We start from the raw sequence: 22997 nt of genomic DNA on the forward strand, positions 1-22997 counted from the left end.
GCCGGAAAATGAACGGAGAATGCTATGGAAACGGTTTCTGAAAACGCCTGTTTCGGGGGCGTGCAGGGTGTATATCGGCACGCATCGGGGGCATTGGGGTGTGACATGACCTTCGGGTTGTTCCTGCCTGCCGAAGCGCGGCTGCATCCGGTGCCGGTGCTGTGGTATCTGTCGGGCCTGACCTGCACGCATGAAAACGCGATGAACAAGGCGGGCGCGCAGGCCCATGCCGCAGCGCATGGTCTGGCGCTGGTGTTTCCCGACACGTCCCCGCGCGGGGAGGGCGTGGCCGATGATGATGCCTTTGATCTGGGGCAGGGCGCGGGCTTTTATGTCAATGCCACACAAGACCCGTGGGCCAGACACTACCGCATGTGGGATTACATCACGGATGAATTGCCGCGTGTCCTGATGGGCAATTTCGCGCTGGAAGAAGACCGTCAGGCCATCACCGGCCATTCGATGGGCGGGCATGGCGCGCTGAGCATGGCCATGCATCTGCCGGGGCGCTTTGCGTCCGTGTCGGCCTTCGCGCCCATTGCCAACCCGACCGCCAGCGACTGGGGGCGCAAGCAGTTCGCGGCCTATCTGGGGCCGGATGAAAGCGCATGGGCCGCACATGATTCCAGCCTGCTGATGATGGAGCACGGGTTTCGGGGCGAGGTGCTGATAGATCAGGGCGCGTCCGATCAGTTTCTGGACCTGCTGCGCCCCGAAGCGCTGGCCCATGCCATGGCCGCGCGCCGCCAGTCCGGCACGTTCCGCATGCAGGCGGGGTATGATCACAGCTATTTCTTTGTTTCCAGTTTCATGGGCGAACATGTCGCCTTTCACGCGAAGGCGCTTGCACAATGACGCGCGATATTCACGCTGTGGTGTTTGACATCGGCAATGTCCTGATCGGCTGGAACCCTGAACAGTTCTATGATGGGCTTATCGGGCAGGACCGGCGCAAGGCGCTGTTCTCACAGGTTGATCTGGACGGTATGAACGCCCGCATCGACCGTGGCGCGCCGTTTCATGCAACCGTTTTGGGCATGATTGACGACCACCCCGACTGGAAGCGCGAGATCATGATCTGGCATGACCGCTGGATTGACATGATCACGCCGGTTATCGCCCCATCTGTGCAGATACTGCGCAATCTGCGCGCGCAATCGGTTCCGGTTTATGCCTTGTCGAATTTCGGCGATGATACATTCACAATGGCGCAGGAAAAATATGAATTTCTGCATGAATTTGATCGCGCCTTTATTTCCGGCCGCCTGGGTGTAATGAAACCCGAAGCGCGCATATATCAGATAGTGGAAGATGAAACCGGTGTCGCGCCGGAAAACCTGTTCTTTATTGACGATCGTGCAGACAATATTGAAGCCGCTTTGTCGCGCGGTTGGGCGGGGCATGTGTTCCAGTCCGCCGATGGGCTGAAAGACACGCTTGCGCAGCTTGGGTTGCCAAACTGATATATAAAGAGGGGCAGAATGACATTTCCCATCATTTCTGCGGATATTGAACCGCATCTGAACTGGCGAGAGCTGACAGCCGCGTTTGAACAGGCGCATCGGCTGCCAAAAGCGGAAATCAGCGACAGTTTTCTGTACCGGCGTGGTGATACGCTGTTGTCGCGCGCGGCATGGATTGACGGGATGGGGGCCTTGGTGAAAACCGCGTCAATCTTTCCCGAAAATCCGTCGCAAGGGCTGCCTTCGGTAAATGGCGGTGTGTCGCTTTATTCCGATACAGACGGCACATTGCAGGCGGTGGTTGATTTTCATCTGGTCACAAAGTGGAAGACCGCAGGCGACAGTTTGCTGGCGGCGCACTATCTGGCGCGCCCCGAAAGCCGTAACATTACCCTTGTGGGGTCCGGCGCTGTCGCGCGCAGCATGCATTCCGCCTATCGCGCGATTTTTCCAGACGCGAATTTCACAATCTGGAGTCGCCGTTTCAACACTGCGGCAGAATTGGCGGCGGATCTGCCAGATGCCGTGGCCGCGCAGGATCTGGAACAAGCGGTCGCACAGGCTGACATAATCTGCACCGCCACCATGAGCACAACGCCGGTTATTCGTGGCGAGTGGTTGAAACCGGGCCAGCATCTGGACCTGATCGGGGCCTATCGTCCTGATATGCGCGAGGTGGATGACATCGCCTTGCAGCGCGCAGCCCTGTTTGTCGACAGCCGCGATACCACGCTGGACCATATCGGGGAATTGAAAGACCCGCTGTCGCGCGGAGCAATTAAGCGTGATGATATTCTTGCGGATTATTATGATATTTCCAAAGGTGAATTTAAAAGGCCATCCGCAGATGCAATCACGATTTGCAAAAATGGCGGTGGTGCGCATCTGGACCTGATGACAAGTCAGTATATATTGTCCAAATGGCAGACGCACACACCAGATCGTTAATTTGAAGCGACTTGCCAAGGGTTTTGTTTTGGTGCAGGACACAGTTAGAACAAATATATGAGGGTATCATGATTGACCTGAACACACTTTCATTGGCCGACCTGAAAAAATTGCAGAAAGATGTCAGCAAGGCTATCGACAGCTTCCAGGACCGTGAGCGTAAGGCAGCAATTGCCGAGCTGGAAGTTGTTGCAAAGGAACGTGGCTTTACGCTGGCGCAGTTGTTGGACGAAACATCGGTAAAACCACGCAAGCCGGTTGAACCGAAATATGCCAACCCTGCGAATCCTTCGGAAACCTGGTCTGGCCGTGGGCGTAAACCGCGCTGGGTTGTGGCCGCGTTGGATGCCGGAAAAAGCCTTGATGATCTGGCTATCTGATTGTTGTGCTTCAAACGGCGCACAAGACATACAGGTTCTTGGTTGATTTTTATACGATAATGTCCGACCGGAATATCGGGCTTATATCGGCAGGGGTCGCATTTTTTACCTTGTTGGCGGTGTTTCCCGCTATTGCGGCCTTTATTTCCCTGTTTGGTATTTTTTCAGATCCGCTTGCCCTGCAACATCAGCTATCGCTGATACAGGATCTGGTGCCGCCTGCGGCTTTTACCTTGCTGGAAAACCAGATCATGCGTCTGGTGTGGTCCAATGATGGTACATTGGGCTGGGCTGGTCTGTTGTCCACATTGATTGCATTGTTTCTGGCGCGTCAGGGTGTGGATGCAATGCTGCGGGGAATGAATGCCATTTATGGCAGTCGGCGGCGCACCGGCCCAAGGCACTTGCTGGCGGTGGCTGTTATCACGCTGGGGATGGTGCTTGCGGGGATTGTGGCCCTGCTTGCACTGCTGGTGCTGCCGGTGGTGCTGGCCATCTTCCCTTTGGCCGGACTGAATGCGCTGCTGGTCGAAGTGTCGCGCTGGTCGGTCACGTTCGGACTGGTGGCGTTGTGGTTATGGGTGTTTTACCGCATTGGTCCGGTGCGCAATCGTGGCAGCTATGCCAGCATCAAACCCGGACTTGCGCTTGCGATGATCCTTTGGATTCTGGTGTCAGTCGGGTTTTCCTACTTCCTGTCCAATTTTGGCCGCTACAACGAAGTATACGGATCACTTGGGGCGGTGGTCGCGTTGTTGATGTGGTTCTACCTGTCGGCCTATGTGGTGTTGCTGGGTGGCGTGCTGAACGCCATGATCGACAAGGGGCGCCAGGCCGCGCCGCCCCTTGCGCCTAGCCCCATGTCGGATGAAAACGACCCGCAGGCGACAGGGTAAATATTTCAAACCCGCTTTCCGTCACACCGATCGAATGCTCGAACTGTGCAGACAGCATCTTGTCGCGCGTGATTGCGGTCCAGTCATCGGCCAGAACCACTGTTTCCGCGCGCCCCAGATTGACCATGGGTTCAATGGTAAAGAACATGCCTTCTTGCAGCTTGGGGCCACTTCCCGCGCGCCCGTAATGCAGGACATTGGGCGGGGAATGAAACACCCGCCCCAACCCGTGCCCGCAGAAATCGCGCACCACGGCCATGCGCTGGCTTTCGACATAGGACTGGATGGCATGCCCGATATCGCCAAAGGTATTGCCCGGCCGCACTGCTTCTATGCCAAGCATCAGCGCATCATATGTAACCTGGATCAGCCGTTCGGCCCGCCGTGGCAGTTTGCCCGCCGCATACATGCGCGAAGTGTCCCCGAACCACCCGTCCACAACAACCGTGACATCAATGTTCAGAATGTCGCCATCCTTCAGAACATCATCGCCGCGGCGCTTTTCGGGGTCTTTGGAAATGGTTTCATCCTTGCTCATGGGGATGGGTGCGCCGGGAATGCCGTGGCAGACAACATGGTTGACCGAAATGCAACTGGCGTGCTGATAGCCCCGATAGCCGATTGTCGCAGATGTAGCGCCCGCAGAATTTACCATTTCGGTGATCATTGCATCAATCGCGCCGGTGGTTTGTCCGGGAAAGATATGCTGTGCAATATCGTCCAGTATTTTGGCGGCAAGCTGTCCGGCTTTGTTCATTCCGGCAAAATCTGCCGGTTCATGAATGCGAATGCCATCTTTCGTAACGTGGCCTTTGTGTAACTCGTCCAAGAATGCCTCCGTCGGGACTTGATCTGCTTCAGTTTTGCCTCAATAGCCGGAATGCGATACTCAGGCAATGTCATGCAATTTCTGACGGGATGATTCGTTTAAATATTAAGAGGCAATTCTATGCTAGAAGACGGCGATGCCCAGGGTCAGGCCTTGGGTGAAACAGATCGCGACGCCAGAATTGCCCGCGCTTTCAGCGATGCGCAGAGCCTGCTGCACAGATGTACAGCAGAACACCAGCAGGACACAATCATGACCGCGTTGCGGAAGATCGGTCAGGCGATGGAGGCCGACAGGGCCTATATATTTCGAATCAAAGGGTCTGTTTCTGTCGACAATACGCATGAATGGTGTGCTGATGGCATCCGGCCACTAAAGGCAGAACTGCAAGACCTGCCCTATGAAATGGGTGATCCGTTCTGGCAGGCCTTTCGCGCGTCCAAACAGGCATTCATGCTGGATATCCGCATGATTCCAGTCGGCAGCGCATTCCACGAGTTGCTTGAAGATCATGAGATCAAGTCGCTACTCGCGTCTTCGCTTTGGTGCGATGGCGATATGATCGGCTTTGTCGGGCTGGATTTTGTGCGCGACCACAAGCTGTTTACAGACCTTGAATGCAGCTTGATGCAAGGATTTGCGGCATCTGTCGGGATGGTTCTGAATTTGGCAGAACAAACCAGCGCACTTCAGCGCACGCAATCCGAATTGCGGCTTGAACGCGCGCGCATCGAGGCGATGGTTTTCTCGTTGCCGGAATTGCTTGTTGAAACCGACAGCAACGGCACGATTGTGTCCTTCAACCAAGGCGATCCGCTGGTTTTTGCGTTGAACCCCGACGAGGTGATTGGCCGATCCCCCGATATGGTGTTGCCGCCGGATGTTGCCGCAATCGTGCGCAAGGCCATGAAACAGGTTGATCTTTTTGGCTGGTCGCCAAGCTTCGCCTATACCCTGCCATTTCCATCCGGTGACAAACGCTTTACGCTGACGGCAACCAGACGCCACCATGATGACCCCCACATAACGCATGGCTATCTGTTCATTGTGCGTGACGTCACCGAAAGCTACATGCAGGACAAACAGATACGGCAACTTGGCCGCGTCGCGGAACTGTCCACGAACATTATCATGCTGACCGACAAGAACAGGCATGTGACATGGATGAACCCGGCCAGCGTTGCCCGAACGGGCTATACCTTGAAAACAGCGCAGGGGCTGCGTCCCAGTGACATTCTGCATCTGCGTGACGCAGCCCCGGACCTTGCCCAAACTGTCTGTCACGCGCTGGATAATGGCCAAAGTATAAATGCGGAATTACAGGCGCGCAGCCGTCGCGGCATTTCCTACTGGCTGGACCTGAACGTCCAGCCGTTGCGCAGCCCTGATGGCTATATCCAGGGCTACCTTGTAGTGGGCGTGGATATCACGTCGCATAAACTGGCCGAGGCGCGCGCCCTGCGTGACAAGATCCAGGCAATGGAGATCACCCGCGAAGGAATCGCGATCCTTACCCCTGATGGACGGTTTTCCTATCTGAACTGCGCATTCCGTGCGGTTCTGGGCGTCGCGAGAGAGGTAGATGTATCGGGCTTGACCTGGCATGAACTTGTCGCGCCAGAGCATATCACGAAACTGACAGCTATTTTTTCCGAACTGATGAGCGAAGGATATTGGTCAGGAGAGGTCATGTTGCCGGATCCTGACGGGGGCGATGCATGGTATGATCTGTCCTTATCCGTTCAGGACGATGGCAGTATCTTTGTGCTGGTGCGCAACGTTACCGCGCGACGTCTGGCCGAGGCCGACCGACAGCGATTGCGCGAACAGCTTCAGATTGCGCAAAGCCGACAACTTATGTCGCAACTGGCGGGGGGGCTGGCGCATGATTTCGCCAACATTCTGGCCGCGATCTTGGGCTCGGTCGATATACTGAAACCCAAGGCTGGCCCCGACATGCTGCCCAGTCTGGCGCGCATACACGCAGCAGGTCGACAAGGGCAGGCGCTTGTCGGAAACCTGATGCGGCTGGGCCGAATGAAATCCGCCGCCAGCACTGCCGACCTTCAGGATGTCTTGCGCCAGTCAGTTGAACTGGTCCGGCCCGGATTGGGCAAGGAAATCTCTGTGGTGCTGGACTTTGATGACAAGGCCGCCGCAACACAGGTGGATGCGACTGAAATGATGCAGGTCGTTATCAACCTGATGATGAATGCCGGTGATGCAATCCGGCAAAATGGGACGCAAAGTGGGCAGATTACCTTGCGCATGGCCGCAAAAGACAGTCTTTGCTTTGCGCCTGTTGTCGACATCGGCAAGGTATCTGCGGGAAAACGCTATGTCGTTATCGACATATCAGACACTGGGACCGGCATGACGCCCGAGGTCCGATCTGAAATATTCAAGCCGTATTTCACGACCAAAGGCGCCGGGGGAACAGGCCTAGGGCTGGCAATTGTTGCACATATTGTCACGTCCCGAAACTGGGGACTGCAAGTTGTCGACGCCGCGCAAGGGGGAACCATCATGCGGCTTTACCTGCCTGCCTTGGTGCCCGACAAGACCAATACGCGTGAACCGGTGGAACGTGTCGCACAGCCGCTGGTTGGGCGAAATGTGCTGCTTGTCGATGCAGATGACGGCGTGTTGCAAAGTATGGCCGGAATTCTGTCACTCGCCGGTGCCGAAGTGGCAAGTTGCACAGACCCCCGTGATGCGCTGGATGCCCTGCGCGAAGATCCGCAGGCTTGGGATACTGTTCTGGCAGATCAGAACCTGACACCCATCACCGGACTGGAACTGGCGCGGGAACTCATGGCGATCAACCGCAAGCTGCAAATATACGTTACCGGCACGTCGTTGCCATTGCAATTTGCGAATGACTTCGATAACAAATTGATCACTGCATTAATATCGAAATCCATATCAGGTGCTGAATTAATTGCAGTTCTTACGCGCACGGATCGGACGTAGTGGTGTCCGCGCGCCTTGGGACTTCATCTTATGCGTCTACTGATTGCCGACGACCATGCATTGATTCTTGACATGCTGCAGAATTTTCTGGAGCAAGAAAAAGACATGGAAATCGTAGCGGCAAACGATATGCAGGACGCGATTTCTGCGGTATCGGCGCAACCGGGTTTCGACCTTGCATTACTCGACTATGATATGCCCGGAATGGACAAGCTGGACGGGTTGCGCCGCTTCATGGAAAACAATTCCGCGCCACCTGTTGTCATCCTTTCAGGACATGCGGCGCGCGATGTGGCCCAACGTGCCGTTAGTATGGGTGCGCGCGGGTTCTTGCCAAAATCAATGCCCGCACAATCGCTGCTGCATGCCATCCGGTTCATGGCGCTAGGCGAAAAATATGTTCCGGTGGATTTCTTGTTTTCATCTGATCAGGCTGACGCTTCACCGGCACCTGACGGCCCCTCTGCCACAGCCTTGACCGCGCGTGAACTCGACGTGCTCAAGGCGCTGTGTGACGGCAAGACCAACAAGGAAATTGCCCGTGATCTGGGATTGCGCGAACCAACCATCAAACTGCATGTCAAGACACTCTACCGGCGCCTTGGTGCCAGCAACCGGACACAGGCGGTCATGATCGCCAGATCCTGGGGCATATACTGACACCCCGTTTGTGTTCAAACTGATAGCTTTACAGATTATCCATCTGGTTTTGAACGCGATTTGCTGCTAGTTTCTGAACATAAGCTGCATCAAAGCAGCAATGGCAGGGGCAGACATGAAACGCGCAGCATCGTTGGTCGGGGTTTTTGCGCTCGACTGGAATTCAACAGAAACCGACGGCATTCCCGGACTGAACCCGCAATGGTTGCGTGCAGGCTCATCATGGCGCTGGAGTGGGGATGTGCATTGCCTTGACGGGCGTGCAGATGTCTTGCGCCTTGGCCTTGCGCAGGGCGGGCTGGATATCCACGCCCGCGCGCGCCCTGTGGCTGCCCGGCTTGGTGGCAATTTTCCCCGGTTCGAAGACGCGGCGCCCCCGCCCACCGCCCCTGCGATGGGATTCATGCTGACCGACGGCGTCTCTTTGTTCTGCGCGCGTATTGTTCAGGTGGCGGGGCGTTGGGTTGTCGTGTTTGCCGATGGCATGCCGCCAAAGGGGCAGGTCTTGTATGTGGTCGAAAACACCATTGAACTTGAAAGGCATGCAGCCGACGACACCGCGCAATCACAGCCGCAAGATGTCATTTGCTTTGCGGATGACACGCTGATTGCCACCCCGACAGGGCCGCGCCCCATCCACCAGTTACAGGCAGGCGATCTTGTTTTGACCCAGGATGACGGCCCGCAGCCGGTTATCTGGACAGGAACCAGCCGTGTGTGCGGCATGGCGATGCGCCGCTATCCGCATCTGCGCCCGATCCGGTTGCGTGGCGGTGTGTTGGGCACTGCGCAGCCTGACGAAGAATTGCGCGTCTCGCCCGGGCATCGGCTGGTGATGCGCGGCGCGCGCGCGCGCGCGCTGTTCAATCTGGACGAAGTGTTGGTGCGCGCCCGTGATCTGCTGGATCATGACGGGGTGACACAGGACATGGCGCTGCACGGCGCAACCTATATGCATCTCTTGCTGGAACATCATCAGATCATCTTCGCCAACAACGTGCCGACCGAAAGCTTCCACCCCGCCTTCGCCACGCCCGATCTGTTGCGCCCGCACCGCGCCAGCCTGCGGGCCGTTTTCGCCGGTTTGGACTATGAGGGCGCGGTAAGTTATGGTGAAACCGCGCGCCGCTATCTGGGCACGGCGGAAACTGCGCTGCTTGCCGCATAAGGGCAGCTGCGCGCCACCAATGGCAGTTGACACCCGCCCATGCGCCTGTATAAGCGCGCATCCCCAAGTGACCGGCTTGCGGGTGCTCATTGGTGTTGGTGGCTCCCGCAAGGGACAGCCTGTCTCCCGCTCAGGGAAAGGACAACGCCCTTCACAGGCCCGTCAGGGCCGAATCTGGAAGGAGATCAGCCGTGACCAAACGCACGTCTGCCAAGTATAAAATCGACCGCCGCATGGGCGAAAACATCTGGGGCCGCCCCAAAAGCCCTGTCAATCGCCGCGACTATGGCCCCGGCCAGCACGGCCAGCGCCGCAAAACCAAATTGTCCGATTTCGGCACCCAGCTGCGCGCCAAGCAAAAGCTCAAAGGCTATTATGGCGATCTGACCGAAAAGCAGTTCCGCCGCATCTATGCCGAAGCAGAACGCATCAAGGGCGATACCGGTGAAAACCTGATCGGCCTGCTGGAACGTCGTCTGGACGCCGTGATCTACCGCGCGAAATTCGTCCCGACCGTGTTTGCGGCACGCCAGTTCGTCAATCATGGTCATGTCACCGTGAACGGCCAGCGGGTGAACATTCCCAGCTACCGGATCCGCGAAGGCGACGTGATCGCCATCCGCGACAAATCCAAGCAGCTTGCCATCGTTCTGGAAGCCGTTGCACTGGCCGAACGCGATGTCCCCGATTATCTGGAAGTCGACCATTCCAAAATGACTGCCACTTTCGTGCGCACCCCGTCCTTGGGTGATGTGCCGTATCCGGTCCAGATGGAACCGAACCTTGTGGTCGAATTCTACGCGAAGAACTGATTTCTTCGCGACATCACGCCCGAAAACCCCGCCCTTCCGGCGGGGTTTTTCATTTGCGGGCATGACACCAAACGCGATCTCTAGAGCATATCACGTTCATTCACATTCACGAGACATACTCTAACTTATTGATTTTGCATGTTCGAGAAGCTCAAAACCGGTTCCCACTTTTGAGCAACATACTCTAGCTTTCATTCTGGCTTAAATATCCACAGGGTTTCCAAAGGGGGCGTGCCCCCTTGGCCTTTTGGGAATGGCTTCAGCGCAGGCTGCGCCCTTTGATCACGGCATCGGGGCCAAACCGTGCCCGCAACGCATCGATTGCACGTTCGGCGCGCGCGCGCCCTTCGGCGCCGGGGTCCAGCAGGTCGGGGCTGAACCCCGTACCGCTATCCGCACTCAGATCTGATATCCCCACCCCCAGCAGCCTGAACGGCCCGTTGGTCAATGCCTGTGCCAGCAGTGGCTGCGCCGTGCGGTAAATCACATCAGCCAGATATGTCGGGCCGCGCAAACTGGTGCGCCGCGTCAATATCCGGTGGTCGGCGCGCTTCAGCTTCAGCGTGACCACCACACCTGCCAGCCCCTTGGCCTTGGCACGGCTGGCAACCTGATCCGACAGTCGCCACAAATGCCCCTCCAATACGTCCAAATCCGTCAGGTCGGTGTCAAATGTGGTTTCCTTGGAAATGGATTTCACCGACGGATCGCGGCTGACAGGGCGCGTGTCCTGTCCCCGTGCCAGATGCCACAGCCGCAGCCCCATCGCCCCGAACCGTGCCACCAGATCAGACTGGTCCCACCGCAGCAGGTCGTCAATCGTGGCAATCCCTGCCTGCGCCAGTTGCGCCCGCGTGGCCGTTCCCACGCCCCAGATCATGCCCACGGGTTTGCCGCGCAAAAAGTTTTCCGTGCCAGCGCGCGAAATCACGGCAAACCCGCGCGGCTTGTCCAGATCGGACGCGATCTTGGCCAGAAACTTGTTATGCGACAATCCGACAGACCCTGACAACCGCAACTCCTGTTCCATCCGGCGGATCAGGCGCGCAAGCGACACGGCAGGTGGCGCGCCGTGCAGGCGTGTTGTGCCGGTCAGGTCAAGAAAGGCCTCGTCCAGCGACAGCGGCTCGATGGCGGGTGTCAGGTCTTCCATCATGGCGCGTATTTCACGCGATGCGGCGGCATAGGCGTCAAACCGGGGTTTCACGACAACCGCTTCGGGGCAAAGCTGCAATGCTTTGAACATGGGCATCGCCGATCGCACGCCGTGAATGCGCGCAATGTAGCAGGCCGTCGTGACCACCCCGCGATGACCGCCGCCCACGATCACGGGTTTGTCCTTCAACTCGGGGTTGTCGCGTTTTTCAACACTGGCATAAAACGCATCGCAATCCATATGTGCGATGCTCAGATCCAGCAATTCCGGGTCCGCCACTACGCGCGGCGAATGGCAGGCCGGACAACGCGGGCCTGCATCAAAACGGGTCAGACAATCACGGCATAGCGCAGGCATGACCCGTTATAGCGCAGGACATGCGCACAAGGCCATGACCTTCATGGATGCGCGATTTCGCAATCCATTCCGCGTGCCGACAGGCGCAGGCAGGCGCGTTCCGCTTCGGCTGCGGTCAGGCCCGCGAAACTGGCCTCGAACCGGCCACTGGTCTGGCGAATGCGGCTGATACCGTTGCCAAGGGCTGCGGCCTCGGCCATTTTCACGGTGATGATGCCACGTTCGGCGGCGTTGCGCGATGTGAATTCCCCAAGGGACACACCCCAAAGCCGCCCGCCATCGGACGTGGACACGCGGCTGACAATTTCAGGGGTGGCGGCTGCGCTGGCTTCGCTGACTGCGGCTGTCGCAAGGGCCTGCGTATCGCGGTCGGGCTGTGCCCCCGAACTTGTCAGGATGATCGAGGGGCGCGGCGCAGGTTTCGCGGGTTGTGCGGTGCTGCCGGCCTCGGGTGTGATATTCAGGGCATCCTGGGCCATGATCTGGCCCGCGCCATCGGGTGACGGGGCATAAAGCCCGGCAATATCAAACTGGGAATCTTCCGTGGCGAATTCGGTCAGCAACACGCTTTCTGATGCTCCGATCCAGATCGTTTCGGGCGCTGCGGTGTCGGTTTCACCGTCGTCCGCCTGTGCCTGATCGGCCTGTGCCAGTTGTCGGTCCGCTGCATCAGTTTCGACGCCGGTGTCCGGACGGGCCGGTGGCGCATCGACGAAGTCCATGTCCGCGTCGGGGATGGGCGGGTCAGCCTGATCCAGCGCTGCCAGATCATCGATATGCGCAATGCTGAACCCGGCCGCCTGCGCTGCTGCAAAATCCGGGGCTTCAGCTTGTGCCGCAGCCAGATCGCCGGTCGCGCCGAATTCTTCGGGGCGGGCGGGGGGCGTGACTGTCGGGGTGTCGGGTGCCAGTTCTGCCAGCGCTATTGCGGTGCTGTCTTCATCAGGGGTGGATTGCGCGGCTTCGGCAGGTGTGGCAACCGCAATCTGGGATACAGCCGCTTCCACCCCGTCACGCAAGGCAATCAGCATATCCGGCGCAGGTTCGCTTACAGGGCGGGCCGGTGGGCGCGGGCTTGTGCGCACGGCGGTTTGCAGCCGGATCGTGCGCGCCGATGCGGGTCTGTCGCCGCTGCTTTCGGGTGCCTGGGCAACGGCAACCGCGCCGCGGCCACGATAGCCCGGTGTAGCAGGCGCGCGGGTGGCGACGCGGGCCCCTGCGCGGTTGAACCCGATATCCAGCAATTCCGCGACATGGGCATTGCGCGCAGCCGTTGACGACCCGCCAAACATTGTAGCGATGATATGCTTGCCGCCGCGTTCCGCAGATGCGGTCAGGTTGAACCCCGCCGCACGGGTGTATCCTGTCTTGATTCCGTTCGCGCCTGAATAGGCATCCAGAAAGCGCCGGTTCGTGTTGGGCACGGTGCCTACGCCTGCATGATCGCTGCGGCGCGAGAAGATGTTGAAGTATTGCGGATAGTCAAAATACAGCTGGCGGCCCAGAATGGTCATGTCGCGCGCGGTTGATACATGGCCCGCCTGCGTCAGCCCGTGGGGGTTTCTGAATGTGGTGTTGGACATGCCCATGGCGCGCGCCGTGGCTGTCATACGGTCGGCGAATGCCTCGACCGAACCGGAAATTCCTTCGGCAATGACCACAGCAGCATCATTGGCGGACCGTAAGGCGGCGGCGCGGATCAGGTGGCGCAGGGAAATTTTCTGCCCTTCGCGCAAGCCCAGACACACACAGGTCTGTTGCGTTGCGCGGCGGCTGGTGGTGAACATTGTGTCCAGCGTGACTTCGCCATGTTTCACGGCCTCGAAGGCAATATACAGCGTCATCATCTTGGTCAGGGATGCGGGGTGCAGTTTCGTGTCATGATTGCGCGCAAAAATAACTTCGCCGTTGCGTGCATCCATCACCATCGCGGCATAAGGGGCGGCAAGCGCGGGGGCTGCGACCAAATAGCCGATCAGTAAGATGGAACATACCAAAACGTGACGGTATATCCGCCCGAATCGTGCCTGCATCCGTTTGCCTTTGTTTTTTGCCGCGATTTTTTTGCGGTCTAACTGCTCAACTTCTATGGTAGCACGATGTTGCTTTTCAGAAAAGTATGAAATTTCAATAGGTTTTTACATATACTTAATCTTGCCGAAGGGCAGGTCTTGTGGTGTGCGCGTCGCGGTGCACCAGATTTCGACGACAGGTTTCAATTCAGGGTTGATCGCTGTCAACTTCCGTCGATCCAGCCCACCAGATCGGGCAGTGCGCCAATGCTGGACAAGCTGCGATAACGTGGATGTGTCAGGGGCGGATCGGCATATTCAATTTCCCAGACCAGACCATGCGGGACATAGCCCCCCAGCCCCCGGCAAGAATGGGCGGTATGACATCGGACCGCATGGAATTTCCCACCATCAGCGCGGCTTCGGCCCCGTCCCCGTGGCGGGCGAAAATCCGGGCATAGGCCTGCGGGGTTTTGTTGGACACAATCTCGACTGCGTCAAACATCTCGCCCAGCCCTGATTGCGCCAGTTTGCGTTCCTGATCCAGCAAGTCGCCCTTGGTAATCAGCACCAGCTTATGCGAAGGTGCAAGTGCGGCAATCGTGGCCTCGACTTCGGGCAGCAGTTCGATAGGATGGCGCAGCATGTCCTGTCCGGCGGCCAGCAGTTGCGCAATGACAGATGCGGGGACGCGTTCTTCTGTCACCTCTATCGCGGTTTCGATCATCGACAGGACAAAACCCTTGATCCCGAAGCCGTATTGCCCAAGGTTACGGCGCTCTGCATCCAGCAGGCGGGTCATCAGGGTGTGCTTGTCGGTGTAATCTGCCAGAAGGTTTGCAAAATGCTCCTGTGTCAGCCGAAAGAAGCGTTCATTGTGCCACAATGTGTCATCTGCATCGAAACCAAGTGTTGTGATACGGGTCATCTGGTCCTGTCTGCGGCTTCGGGGCTTTTCTGTGGCCTCAGTTGCGTTATATTACGCAGTAATCGCGCCATCCAGCACTGAAAAGGCCAAAACCCCGAATGCAGCATGTTCCGACCATGACAGACAATGATGAACCGAATGGACCGGACAAAGACGGTGCCGTGGTTACCAAGACACGCACCCGAACCCAGCGCCCGCCCATGTACAAGGTCATGCTGCTGAATGATGACTTCACGCCAATGGAATTTGTTGTGCATGTGCTGGAACGCTTTTTTGGCATGTCGCATGCCATGGCGTTCGACATCATGCTGACGGTGCATAAGAAAGGGGTGGCCGTCGTGGGCGTCTTCTCATATGAGGTGGCGGAAACCAAGGTTGCGCAGGTCATGGATTTTGCGCGCCGTCATCAACACCCGCTGCAATGCACGCTGGAAAAGGAATAGGCGCCGCGCGCCCATGACATATACCCCCCCTGTCCTTGCCGCTGATCCGGCCCCGCGCCATGCGCGCCTGACCCTTGCCATGGCCGAAGGTCTGGTGCTGCCTGACAGGCCGGTTGCTGTGCTGCGCCCGCGCGCGGGCGAACGGTTTGACCCGCTGGAGATGTCCCGCCTGCACATGGCGCAGGGTTTCCGCCCCGACCATGATGCGCTTGTGGCTGCTGGCTATGATGTGGCGGTTGCCGCGCGCCCTGCGCCTGCCGCTCTGGTCTGCCTGCCACGGTCCAAGGCCGAAGCCTTCGGGCTGATTGCGCAGGCGGCTGGCCAGCTTGGCGCGGAACTGGTGCTTGTGGACGGGCAGAAAACCGATGGCATTGATTCGGTGTTCAAAGCGCTGCGCGCGCGTGTGGATGTTTCCGGCGTGGTGTCAAAGGCGCATGGAAAATTGTTTTGGTTCGACCCGCGCGGCGTGGACCTGTCCGATCTGGAATTCCGCCCAATCACTGTTTCCGATGCCGCTCTGGGGCAGTTCCAGACAGTGGCGGGGGTGTTTTCGGCTGACGGCGTTGACCCCGCATCGCAGATGCTGGCGCAGGCGCTGCCCGATGAGTTGCCCGCAACGCTGGCGGATTTGGGCGCGGGATGGGGTTATCTGTCTGCGGCGGCCCTGTCGCGCATGGGTGTGCAGACCCTGCACCTGATAGAAGCGGATACTACAGCGCTGGATCTGGCGCGGCGCAACATCACCGACGCGCGTGCGCAATTTCACTGGGCCGATGCGACACAGATTGCGCTGCCGGGGCGTGTGGATGGTGTGGTGATGAACCCGCCCTTTCACACAGGCCGCATTGCGCAGCCGGAACTGGGATTGGCGTTTATTGCAGCAGCCGCGCGCATTCTTGCCCCGCGCGGGCGGTTGTGGATGGTTGCGAATCGGCATTTGCCTTATGAAGGGGCGTTGGCGGCTGCGTTCATGCAGGTCGAGATTGTGGTGGAAAACGGCGCGTTCCGTGTCTGGCAGGCAACCGCACCAAAGCGCACCGGCGCAGGCAAGGGCGCGGGCATTGTAACCCGCCGCCGACGTTAACAAAGGCACATAGTATGAGCTATTCCATCGCGGGCAAGACAGCAATCATCACCGGCGCAGCCAATGGCGTGGGGCTGGCAATTGCACATCATTTCGTGGGGCAGGGGGCACGCGTTGTTCTGGCCGACCGTGATGAAGTCAAACTGAAAGCCGAAATCGCCAAGATGTCGGGGTCGGATGAGCACGCGATTTTCTTTGCGGGGGATTTGCGCGAGCGCCTGACGCTGGCCAACCTGATTTCGGCCACGGTCGATGCGTTCGACAAGGTGGATATTCTGGTCAATGCAACACGCCAATGCGCCCCTTCCGACCCGCTGGACGACCAAAGCGACGCGGTCGAGCAATCCTTGCAGCAGAATCTTCTGGCCAGCCTGAAACTTAGCCAACTGGTCGCAAAGCGCATGTTGACCCAGGCCGAAGCCGATGACGGGGCCGCAGGCAGCGGGCGCCACGCGATAGGGTCCATCATCAACCTGTCATCCATTGCTGCGCGCCGTTCACAGCCGGAACTGATGGCCTATTCGATTGCCAGCGCGGCACTGGACCAGATGACACGCGCCATGGCGGTTGCCTTGGCCGGCAAGCGTATTCGCGTGAACGGTGTTGCCCTTGGCAGTGTCATGAGTGCGCATCTGAAAGAGATGATGAACGCCAATGAAGATTATCGCGAACGGATTGTGCAGCAAACCCCGATGCGGCGTATCGGTGCCGCATCCGAGGCGGCAGAGGCCGTGCAGTTCCTTGCATCCGACGCGGCCGCCTTCATGACCGGCCAGATCATTACGATTGATGGCGGGCGCACGCTGATGGACCCGGTTTCGGTTCCCGCACATTGACGAAAGTCCTGTGCCAGCGCCCATTGGTGGCGCTTTCTGGTCCTTTTGCGGTCATTCGCGCTTGGATAAAGCCCGCGCCAGCGGTGGGCCGGGGGCTGCCGATCCGACATTGGTAAAGTTCACTTTATGTCGGCTGCATACTTCCAAGATCAAAGGCTTGGACTACCATCAGCCAAATCGGCAGGCCGCGGGACGGCCCACCGATGGTGCGGCGGCCTGCGGCCTTGATTCCGCACCTTTGGGTGTCCCCGTCAGGCCAAATGTCACGCTAGGGCAACCGACAGGCTGACACGCGATCGGCGGTCTGAATAACCAGGTCCCGCGCGCGTCTGGCGCAACTGCGCCAAGCGCGCCTGTTCAGCGTGCCGGTCAATCGCTTCGCGCGATTCCGACCGTGGGCGCTGAATGGACTGCGTGCAAAACAGCACGGGTTCACGGGGCCATGCACACAGGCTTATGCGTGTCTTGCCTTCTTGCGCTGGCAAAATGCGAAAGCCTTTTTCAAGCGCGGTTTCCACATCGGCAATCTGTTCATCGACGGCGCGCAAATCTGACTGTGCGGCGCGCACGCACCTGTCCTGCGGTGTGCTGCATGCGGCAATCAGTGCCGGGACGGCCAAAATCAGGATCAGATTGCGCATGGTTCCTGTCTCCCCGCATCGGCGGGCGCATGCATTTGCGCCCCTTTCCAGCCTGTCACCGCGGCGAGCGTTTGGCAAGGATGCGCTGCAATGTCCGGCGGTGCATGCTTAGCCTGCGCGCGGTCTCCGAGACGTTGCGGTCGCATTGCTCATACACGCGCTGGATATGTTCCCAGCGCACACGGTCGGCGGACATGGGGTTGTCGGGTATGTCGGGCAATTCGTCATCCGGCATGGCCAGCAGGGCGCGCAACACGTCATTGGCGTCGGCGGGTTTCGACAGGTAATCGGTTGCGCCAATCTTGACGGCGGCCACTGCCGTGGCAATCGCACCGTAGCCTGTCAGCACAACCACACGCACATCGTCGCGTGCAGCGCGCAGGGCTTCGACCACATCCAGCCCGTTCCCGTCTTCCAGCCGCAGATCAACCACGGCATAGGCGGGGGGGCGGGCCTTCGCGATGACCTTGCCTGCGATAACTGATGTCGCGGTTTCCACCTGAAAGCCGCGTTTTTCCATTGCCCGCGACAGGCGCTTCAAAAACACTTCATCATCATCAACCAACAGTAGTGTTGGATCCGGCCCAAGGTCAATTTTCGCGCTATCTTCCATTTTCACACCCGCTTTCCTGTCACTGACATTTAGGGCGCGATGTGGCAAAGGTCAATTTCATCAGCAGCTGTTACGCATTGTCAATGAAACAGGCCAGCGTATCGGCCACCTGTTCGGGGGTCTGGTCGCGGCGGATGATGTCGACAAACCCGTGTTCGGGCAGCATCAGGTAGCTGAAGGTCGAATGATCGATCAAAAAGAAATCATCATCGCTTTCCTGTGCGGCATAATACACGCGGTAGGCGCGTGCGGCGTTGCGAATCTGTTCTTCGGTGCCTGTCAGGCCAATCATGTCGGGATGCATGAAGCGCACGAATTCGGCCAGCAGTTCCTGCGTGTCGCGCTGGTGGTCCACGGATACGAACACCGGTGTCACATCATAGCCGCGTTCCGTCAGCAGATCGACCGCCTGCGCATTGCGTGCTGTGTCCAGCGGGCAGACATCGGGGCAGAATGTATAGCCGAAATACAGCAGGACCGGACGATCCGCGAAATCCGCATCGGTGACCGTGCGCCCTGTGTGGTCAACCAGTTCGAACGGCCCACCTATGGACCCCGCGCCCCCCGCAATCGACGTTTCGCGGCATTGTCCCAGACCGGCCTGATCCGACCCTGTCAGAACCATATAGCCAAGCCCCCCAAGAAGGGCGGCAATCAGTCCGGCGGCAATAAGTGAATAAAGGCGAATCATCGCACCCTCTCCAGCTTGGGGATATGGCGTCTTGATGCCGGAATGCGCGCGGCCTAACAATCCCTTATCCCGCAAGTGTGACATCAAGCCCCGCCGACCAGAAGGAACCACCCCATGCAACCGTCCACATTCGGCGAAATCAGTCAGGAGAATCGCGGTGAATGGGTGCGGCTGCGCACATTGACCTATGTGCGCGCCCTTGCGCTTGCAGGGCAGGTGGTGGCGTTCCTGTTGGCGGTTGTGGTCTTTGAGTTGCGGTTTGATATGGGGTTGGTCGCGCTGGTTATTGCTGCTGCGGCTGTGTCGATTCTGCTGTCGCTGTTTTTGTTCCCGCCCACCAAACGCCTGTCGGATGTCGAAGCGTCGCTGACATTCCTGTTTGATATCGCGCAACTGGGGTGCCTGCTTTATCTTACTGGGGGCATTACCAACCCGTTTGCGCTGTTGATCATGGCCCCCGTCGCCATTTCTGCGATGGCGCTGCAACCACGTTCCACCATGATGCTTGCGCTTGTGGCCATCGCGCTGATCTCTCTGGTCAGTGTGGCGTATCAGCCGCTGCGCTTCTCGGATGGCACCATTCTTGTTGTGCCCCAGATCCTGAGCTTCGGGTTCTGGGCCGCGATTGTCATAGGTGTCGTGTTTCAGGCATTTTACGCGCACCGTGTCGCCGCCGAGTCGGAGTCGATGGCGGATGCCTTGCTGGCGGCACAAATGGCGCTGTCGCGCGAACAGAAACTGACCGATCTGGGCGGCGTTGTGGCCGCCACCGCGCATGAGCTGGGCACGCCATTGGCAACGATCAAGCTGGTCAGTTCCGAACTGGCCGACGAGCTGGCAGACCGGCCCGACTTGTTGGATGATGTGCGCCTGCTGGCCAGCGAGGTGGATCGTTGCCGCGATATTTTGCGCGCCATGGGCCGCAGCGGCAAGGATGATACCCATATGCACCGCGCGCCGCTGGAAGCGGTCCTGCGTGAAGCCGCCGACCCCCATTGCGGGCGCGGCAAGCAGGTGCATTTCCTGCTGACACCGGAAGGGGGCGCGCCTGACGGCCAGCCGCAGTTCCTGCGCCGTCCCGAAATCATCCATGGGTTGCGCAACCTTATTCAGAACGCGGTTGATTTTGCGCAATCCGAAGTGTGGGTTGATGCGCGCTGGACGCCCCAAGCCCTGACGTTGCGCATCATTGATGATGGCGCGGGTTTTTCGCCGCAGGTTCTGGCCAGCATAGGCGAACCGTTCATCGGTCGCAGGCGCGATCCGTCCCGCACCAGGCGGCGGCCGGGCTATGATGGTATGGGGTTGGGCACCTTTATTGCCAAGACATTGCTGGAACGCACCGGCGCCAGGCTGGATTTCATGAATTGTGACGGATCTGTCAAAACCTTGCCGCAGGCGCCGGAACTGCATGGCGCGCTAGTAGAAATTCGCTGGCCGCTGGCCGCGATTGCCGCTGATGTGTCGCAAGGGCTGGGGCCGAACCCTTCTATGTCGGCGTAGACGCGCGCGCCCGAATGGCTTGACTTACAGCCCGTGTGTGCATAAACGGACAGGTGATTCCGGAAGTATGAATGCTTCCGGTCTTTGCCTGTGGGCAAAGATCGCCATCCGCCAGCGCGTTGCGCCCGTGGGTGCAATCGTGCTTTGTGGCCCGTTGTGCCGGAATAATATGGCCTGCGGGCCGGTTTGATACGGCCCTTCACGGGCATTTGGTTGCAGCCCCTTCGGGGCAAGGAGATGACGCGCATGTTCGAGAATCTGTCCGAACGCCTGTCCGGGGTCTTTGATCGCCTGACAAAACAGGGCGCGTTGTCCGAAGATGATGTGCGCGCAGCCCTGCGCGAAGTGCGCGTCGCCCTGCTGGAAGCCGATGTCTCGCTTTCTGTGACCCGCGATTTCATCAAGCGCGTGCAGAAAAAGGCAACCGGCGCGTCGGTCACCAAATCGGTGACACCGGGTCAGCAGGTGGTCAAGATCGTCCATGACGAACTGATCGCGATGCTGGAAGGCGAAGAAGATATTGGTGCGCTGAAAATCGACAACCCGCCTGCGCCGGTTCTGATGGTGGGTTTGCAGGGGTCGGGGAAAACCACGACCACCGCGAAACTGGCCCGCCGCCTGACCGAACGCGAAGGCAAGCGCGTGCTGATGGCCAGCCTTGACACCAACCGCCCTGCGGCAATGGAACAACTCGCTATCCTTGGCACCCAGATCGGCGTTGATACACTGCCCATCGTCAAGGGGCAGTCGGCGGTTGAAATTGCCAAACGTGCGAAACAACAGGCCACGCTGGGCGGCTATGACGTGTTCTTGCTGGATACCGCAGGGCGGCTGCATATCGATGATGCGCTGATGGACGAAGTGCAAGCCGTGCGCGATGTCGCCAACCCGCGCGAAACGCTGCTGGTTGTTGATGGCCTGACCGGTCAGGACGCGGTCAATGTGGCTGCCGAATTCGATGGCAAGCTGGGCGTGACCGGCGTTGTGCTGACACGGATGGACGGCGACGGGCGCGGCGGTGCGGCATTGTCGATGCGCGCGGTCACCGGCAAGCCCATCCGCTTTGTGGGTCTGGGTGAAAAGACCGACGCGCTGGAAGTGTTCGACCCCAAGCGCGTGGCGGGCCGTATCCTTGGCATGGGCGACATCGTGGCCCTTGTGGAAAAAGCGCAGGAAGTGCTGGAGGTCGAGCAGGCCGAACGCATGATGAAGCGCTTCCAGAAGGGTATGTTCAACATGAACGACCTGAAAATGCAGCTGGAACAGATGCTGAAAATGGGCGGCATGCAGGGTGTGATGGGCATGATGCCGGGGATGGGCAAAATGTCCAAGGCCGCCGAAGCGGCAGGCTTTGACGATTCCATGCTGAAACGCCAGATTGCGCTGGTCAATTCCATGACCAAGAAGGAACGCGCCAACCCCGCAATCCTGCAAGCCAGCCGCAAGAAACGCATTGCCGCAGGCGCGGGGCTTGAAGTGTCGGACCTGAACAAACTGCTGAAGCAACACCGCCAGATGGCCGACATGATGAAAACCATGGGCAAGAAGGGCATGCTGAAACAGGCCATGGCAGGCATGATGGGCAAAGGCAAAGGCGCGGATGCCATGCCGGACCCCGCCCAGATGGACCCGAAGCTGATGCAACAGGCCGCGCGGCAACTGGGCGGCATGCCCGGAATGGGCGGCGGCGGCGGTGGTCTGCCCGGTGGGCTGTCAGGGATGTTCAAGAAGAAATGACACCCGCATTGGCCCATACCCCCGTTCTGGAAACCGCGCGACTGGTGTTGCGCGCGCCTGTGGCCGCAGACTGGCCCGTCTGGCGCGAGTTCATGGCGTCAGACCGTGCGCAATTCGTCAATGCGCTGGCGCGCGATGACGGCGCTGCTTGGCGGGCATTTGGCCATTTCATCGGGCATTGGGTGCTGCATGGGTTTGGCCAGTTCGTCATCACCGACCGGCAATCCGGCGCGGTCCTCGGGTCGGCGGGGCCGTGGTTTCCGTTGGGCTGGCCAGAGAGGGAGCTTGGCTGGTTGCTGTGGACCCCGCAGGCCGAGGGCAAGGGCTATGCCTTTGAAGCGGTCAGCGCCATTCGCGATCATGTGCAGGATCATCTGGGGTGGGATACCGCTGTCAGCTACATCGCGCCCGACAATCTGCGCAGCCTTGCCCTGGCACAACGGCTGGGATGCGTGCATGACAAAACGGCCGAGGCCCCCGGTGGACTGGCGACAGTTCAGGTCTGGCGGCATCCGGTCACGCGCACGGATAATGACGGCAACGTAGAGGCCTATGCATGAGTGACCACGTTCAACGCGCCGCAGACCTTCTGGCCAGCCATCGCGACAGTATTGACCGGCTGGACGCGATTTTGGTCTACACGCTGGGCGAGCGGTTCAAGCACACGCAGGCTGTTGGCCGATTGAAGGCGCAGCACGATCTTCCCCCGTCCGACCCTGCGCGCGAAGAGCGCCAGATAGAGCGGCTGGAATGGTTGGCCAAAGAGGCCGATCTCGACCCGGAATTCGCCAAGAAATTCCTGAATTTCATCATCTCGGAGGTGATCCGTCACCACGAGGGAATGCAACGCTGACACTGAATTTGCGG

22 protein-coding genes and 1 pseudogene are annotated in these 22997 nt (G+C 59.0%); 16 read left to right on the forward strand and 7 right to left on the reverse strand.

Features of this window, described 5'->3' with window-relative positions; genetic code table 11:
• Positions 1-24: 24 nt before the first annotated feature.
• The 5 genes from fghA (at position 25) to P8S53_RS02340 (ending at position 3687) form a co-directional block, all read left to right on the forward strand.
• Positions 25-855, forward strand: a complete 831-nt coding sequence (gene fghA / locus P8S53_RS02320) for an S-formylglutathione hydrolase (protein WP_277805560.1) — start codon at positions 25-27, stop codon at positions 853-855.
• Positions 852-1463: an HAD family phosphatase gene (locus tag P8S53_RS02325; protein WP_277805561.1), complete on the forward strand. Its 612-nt coding sequence runs from the start codon at positions 852-854 to the stop codon at positions 1461-1463. The genes fghA and P8S53_RS02325 overlap by 4 nt, the downstream gene beginning before the upstream one ends.
• 18 nt (positions 1464-1481) lie before the next feature.
• Positions 1482-2411 carry an ornithine cyclodeaminase family protein gene (locus P8S53_RS02330; protein WP_277805562.1) on the forward strand — a complete coding sequence of 310 codons (930 nt, stop codon included), beginning with the start codon at positions 1482-1484 and terminating at the stop codon, positions 2409-2411.
• Between the two features lie 68 nt (positions 2412-2479).
• Entirely contained in the window at positions 2480-2791 is a 312-nt protein-coding gene (locus tag P8S53_RS02335) for an H-NS histone family protein (RefSeq protein WP_277805563.1), read from the forward strand.
• 38 nt (positions 2792-2829) lie between these two features.
• On the forward strand, positions 2830-3687 hold the full coding sequence (locus tag P8S53_RS02340; protein ID WP_277805564.1) for a YihY/virulence factor BrkB family protein: 858 nt from the start codon (positions 2830-2832) through the stop codon (positions 3685-3687).
• On the opposite strand, the gene map is transcribed toward P8S53_RS02340, so the two are convergent.
• On the reverse strand, positions 3644-4516 hold the full coding sequence (gene map / locus P8S53_RS02345) for a type I methionyl aminopeptidase (protein WP_277805565.1): 873 nt from the start codon (positions 4514-4516) through the stop codon (positions 3644-3646). The two genes, P8S53_RS02340 and map, sit on opposite strands and share 44 nt — an antisense overlap.
• 120 nt (positions 4517-4636) lie before the next feature.
• Here map and P8S53_RS02350 point away from each other — a divergent pair, with 120 nt between their 5' ends.
• The 4 genes from P8S53_RS02350 to rpsD all read left to right on the forward strand — a co-directional run bounded on the left by P8S53_RS02350 (position 4637) and on the right by rpsD (position 10129).
• Entirely contained in the window at positions 4637-7489 is a 2853-nt protein-coding gene (locus tag P8S53_RS02350; RefSeq protein ID WP_277805566.1) for a PAS domain-containing protein, read from the forward strand.
• Between the two features lie 30 nt (positions 7490-7519).
• Complete coding sequence (locus P8S53_RS02355; RefSeq protein WP_277805567.1) at positions 7520-8149, forward strand: response regulator transcription factor; 630 nt, start codon at positions 7520-7522, stop codon at positions 8147-8149.
• 115 nt (positions 8150-8264) lie between these two features.
• Positions 8265-9317: a Hint domain-containing protein gene (locus P8S53_RS02360; protein ID WP_277805568.1), complete on the forward strand. Its 1053-nt coding sequence runs from the start codon at positions 8265-8267 to the stop codon at positions 9315-9317.
• 191 nt (positions 9318-9508) lie between these two features.
• Positions 9509-10129, forward strand: a complete 621-nt coding sequence (gene rpsD, locus P8S53_RS02365) for a 30S ribosomal protein S4 (RefSeq protein ID WP_277805569.1) — start codon at positions 9509-9511, stop codon at positions 10127-10129.
• Positions 10130-10388: 259 nt separating this feature from the next.
• On the opposite strand, the gene P8S53_RS02370 is transcribed toward rpsD, so the two are convergent.
• From P8S53_RS02370 to P8S53_RS02380, 3 genes and pseudogenes are all read right to left on the reverse strand, one after another.
• Entirely contained in the window at positions 10389-11642 is a 1254-nt protein-coding gene (locus P8S53_RS02370; RefSeq protein ID WP_277805570.1) for a DNA polymerase IV, read from the reverse strand.
• 41 nt (positions 11643-11683) lie between these two features.
• The gene (locus P8S53_RS02375; RefSeq protein ID WP_277805571.1) at positions 11684-13675 is read right to left on the reverse strand and encodes a D-alanyl-D-alanine carboxypeptidase family protein; all 1992 of its coding nucleotides are present in this window, start codon (positions 13673-13675) and stop codon (positions 11684-11686) included.
• A 203-nt stretch (positions 13676-13878) separates the two neighbouring features.
• Positions 13879-14582 (reverse strand): annotated as a pseudogene (locus P8S53_RS02380) (HAD family hydrolase).
• 116 nt (positions 14583-14698) lie between these two features.
• Here P8S53_RS02380 and clpS point away from each other — a divergent pair.
• The 3 genes from clpS to P8S53_RS02395 are packed head-to-tail and all read left to right on the forward strand — an operon-like array spanning position 14699 to position 16945.
• The gene (gene clpS / locus P8S53_RS02385; protein ID WP_277805573.1) at positions 14699-15025 is read left to right on the forward strand and encodes an ATP-dependent Clp protease adapter ClpS; all 327 of its coding nucleotides are present in this window, start codon (positions 14699-14701) and stop codon (positions 15023-15025) included.
• Between the two features lie 13 nt (positions 15026-15038).
• Complete coding sequence (locus P8S53_RS02390) at positions 15039-16109, forward strand: class I SAM-dependent methyltransferase (RefSeq protein ID WP_277805574.1); 1071 nt, start codon at positions 15039-15041, stop codon at positions 16107-16109.
• A gap of 14 nt (positions 16110-16123) precedes the next feature.
• Positions 16124-16945, forward strand: coding sequence for an SDR family NAD(P)-dependent oxidoreductase (locus P8S53_RS02395; RefSeq protein ID WP_277805575.1), 822 nt, complete (start codon positions 16124-16126; stop codon positions 16943-16945).
• A 263-nt stretch (positions 16946-17208) separates the two neighbouring features.
• On the opposite strand, the gene P8S53_RS02400 is transcribed toward P8S53_RS02395, so the two are convergent.
• From P8S53_RS02400 to P8S53_RS02410, 3 genes are all read right to left on the reverse strand, one after another.
• Positions 17209-17586: a hypothetical protein gene (locus P8S53_RS02400; protein WP_277805576.1), complete on the reverse strand. Its 378-nt coding sequence runs from the start codon at positions 17584-17586 to the stop codon at positions 17209-17211.
• A 55-nt stretch (positions 17587-17641) separates the two neighbouring features.
• On the reverse strand, positions 17642-18199 hold the full coding sequence (locus P8S53_RS02405; protein ID WP_277806671.1) for an ActR/PrrA/RegA family redox response regulator transcription factor: 558 nt from the start codon (positions 18197-18199) through the stop codon (positions 17642-17644).
• Positions 18200-18269: 70 nt separating this feature from the next.
• Positions 18270-18890, reverse strand: a complete 621-nt coding sequence (locus P8S53_RS02410) for an SCO family protein (RefSeq protein ID WP_277805577.1) — start codon at positions 18888-18890, stop codon at positions 18270-18272.
• Between the two features lie 114 nt (positions 18891-19004).
• Between P8S53_RS02410 and regB the strand changes: the two genes are divergently transcribed.
• From regB to P8S53_RS02430, 4 genes are all read left to right on the forward strand, one after another.
• Positions 19005-20393 carry a sensor histidine kinase RegB gene (gene regB / locus P8S53_RS02415; protein ID WP_277805578.1) on the forward strand — a complete coding sequence of 463 codons (1389 nt, stop codon included), beginning with the start codon at positions 19005-19007 and terminating at the stop codon, positions 20391-20393.
• Between the two features lie 246 nt (positions 20394-20639).
• A complete protein-coding gene (gene ffh / locus P8S53_RS02420) occupies positions 20640-22130 on the forward strand; it encodes a signal recognition particle protein (protein WP_277805579.1) in 1491 nt (496 codons plus the stop codon).
• Entirely contained in the window at positions 22127-22690 is a 564-nt protein-coding gene (locus P8S53_RS02425) for a GNAT family N-acetyltransferase (RefSeq protein ID WP_277805580.1), read from the forward strand. Before ffh ends, P8S53_RS02425 begins: the two co-directional genes overlap by 4 nt.
• Positions 22687-22983 carry a chorismate mutase gene (locus P8S53_RS02430; RefSeq protein WP_277805581.1) on the forward strand — a complete coding sequence of 99 codons (297 nt, stop codon included), beginning with the start codon at positions 22687-22689 and terminating at the stop codon, positions 22981-22983. The genes P8S53_RS02425 and P8S53_RS02430 overlap by 4 nt, the downstream gene beginning before the upstream one ends.
• Positions 22984-22997: the final 14 nt, after the last annotated feature.

Source organism: Roseinatronobacter sp. S2, assembly GCF_029581395.1.
Taxonomy (GTDB): Bacteria; Pseudomonadota; Alphaproteobacteria; order Rhodobacterales; family Rhodobacteraceae; genus Roseinatronobacter.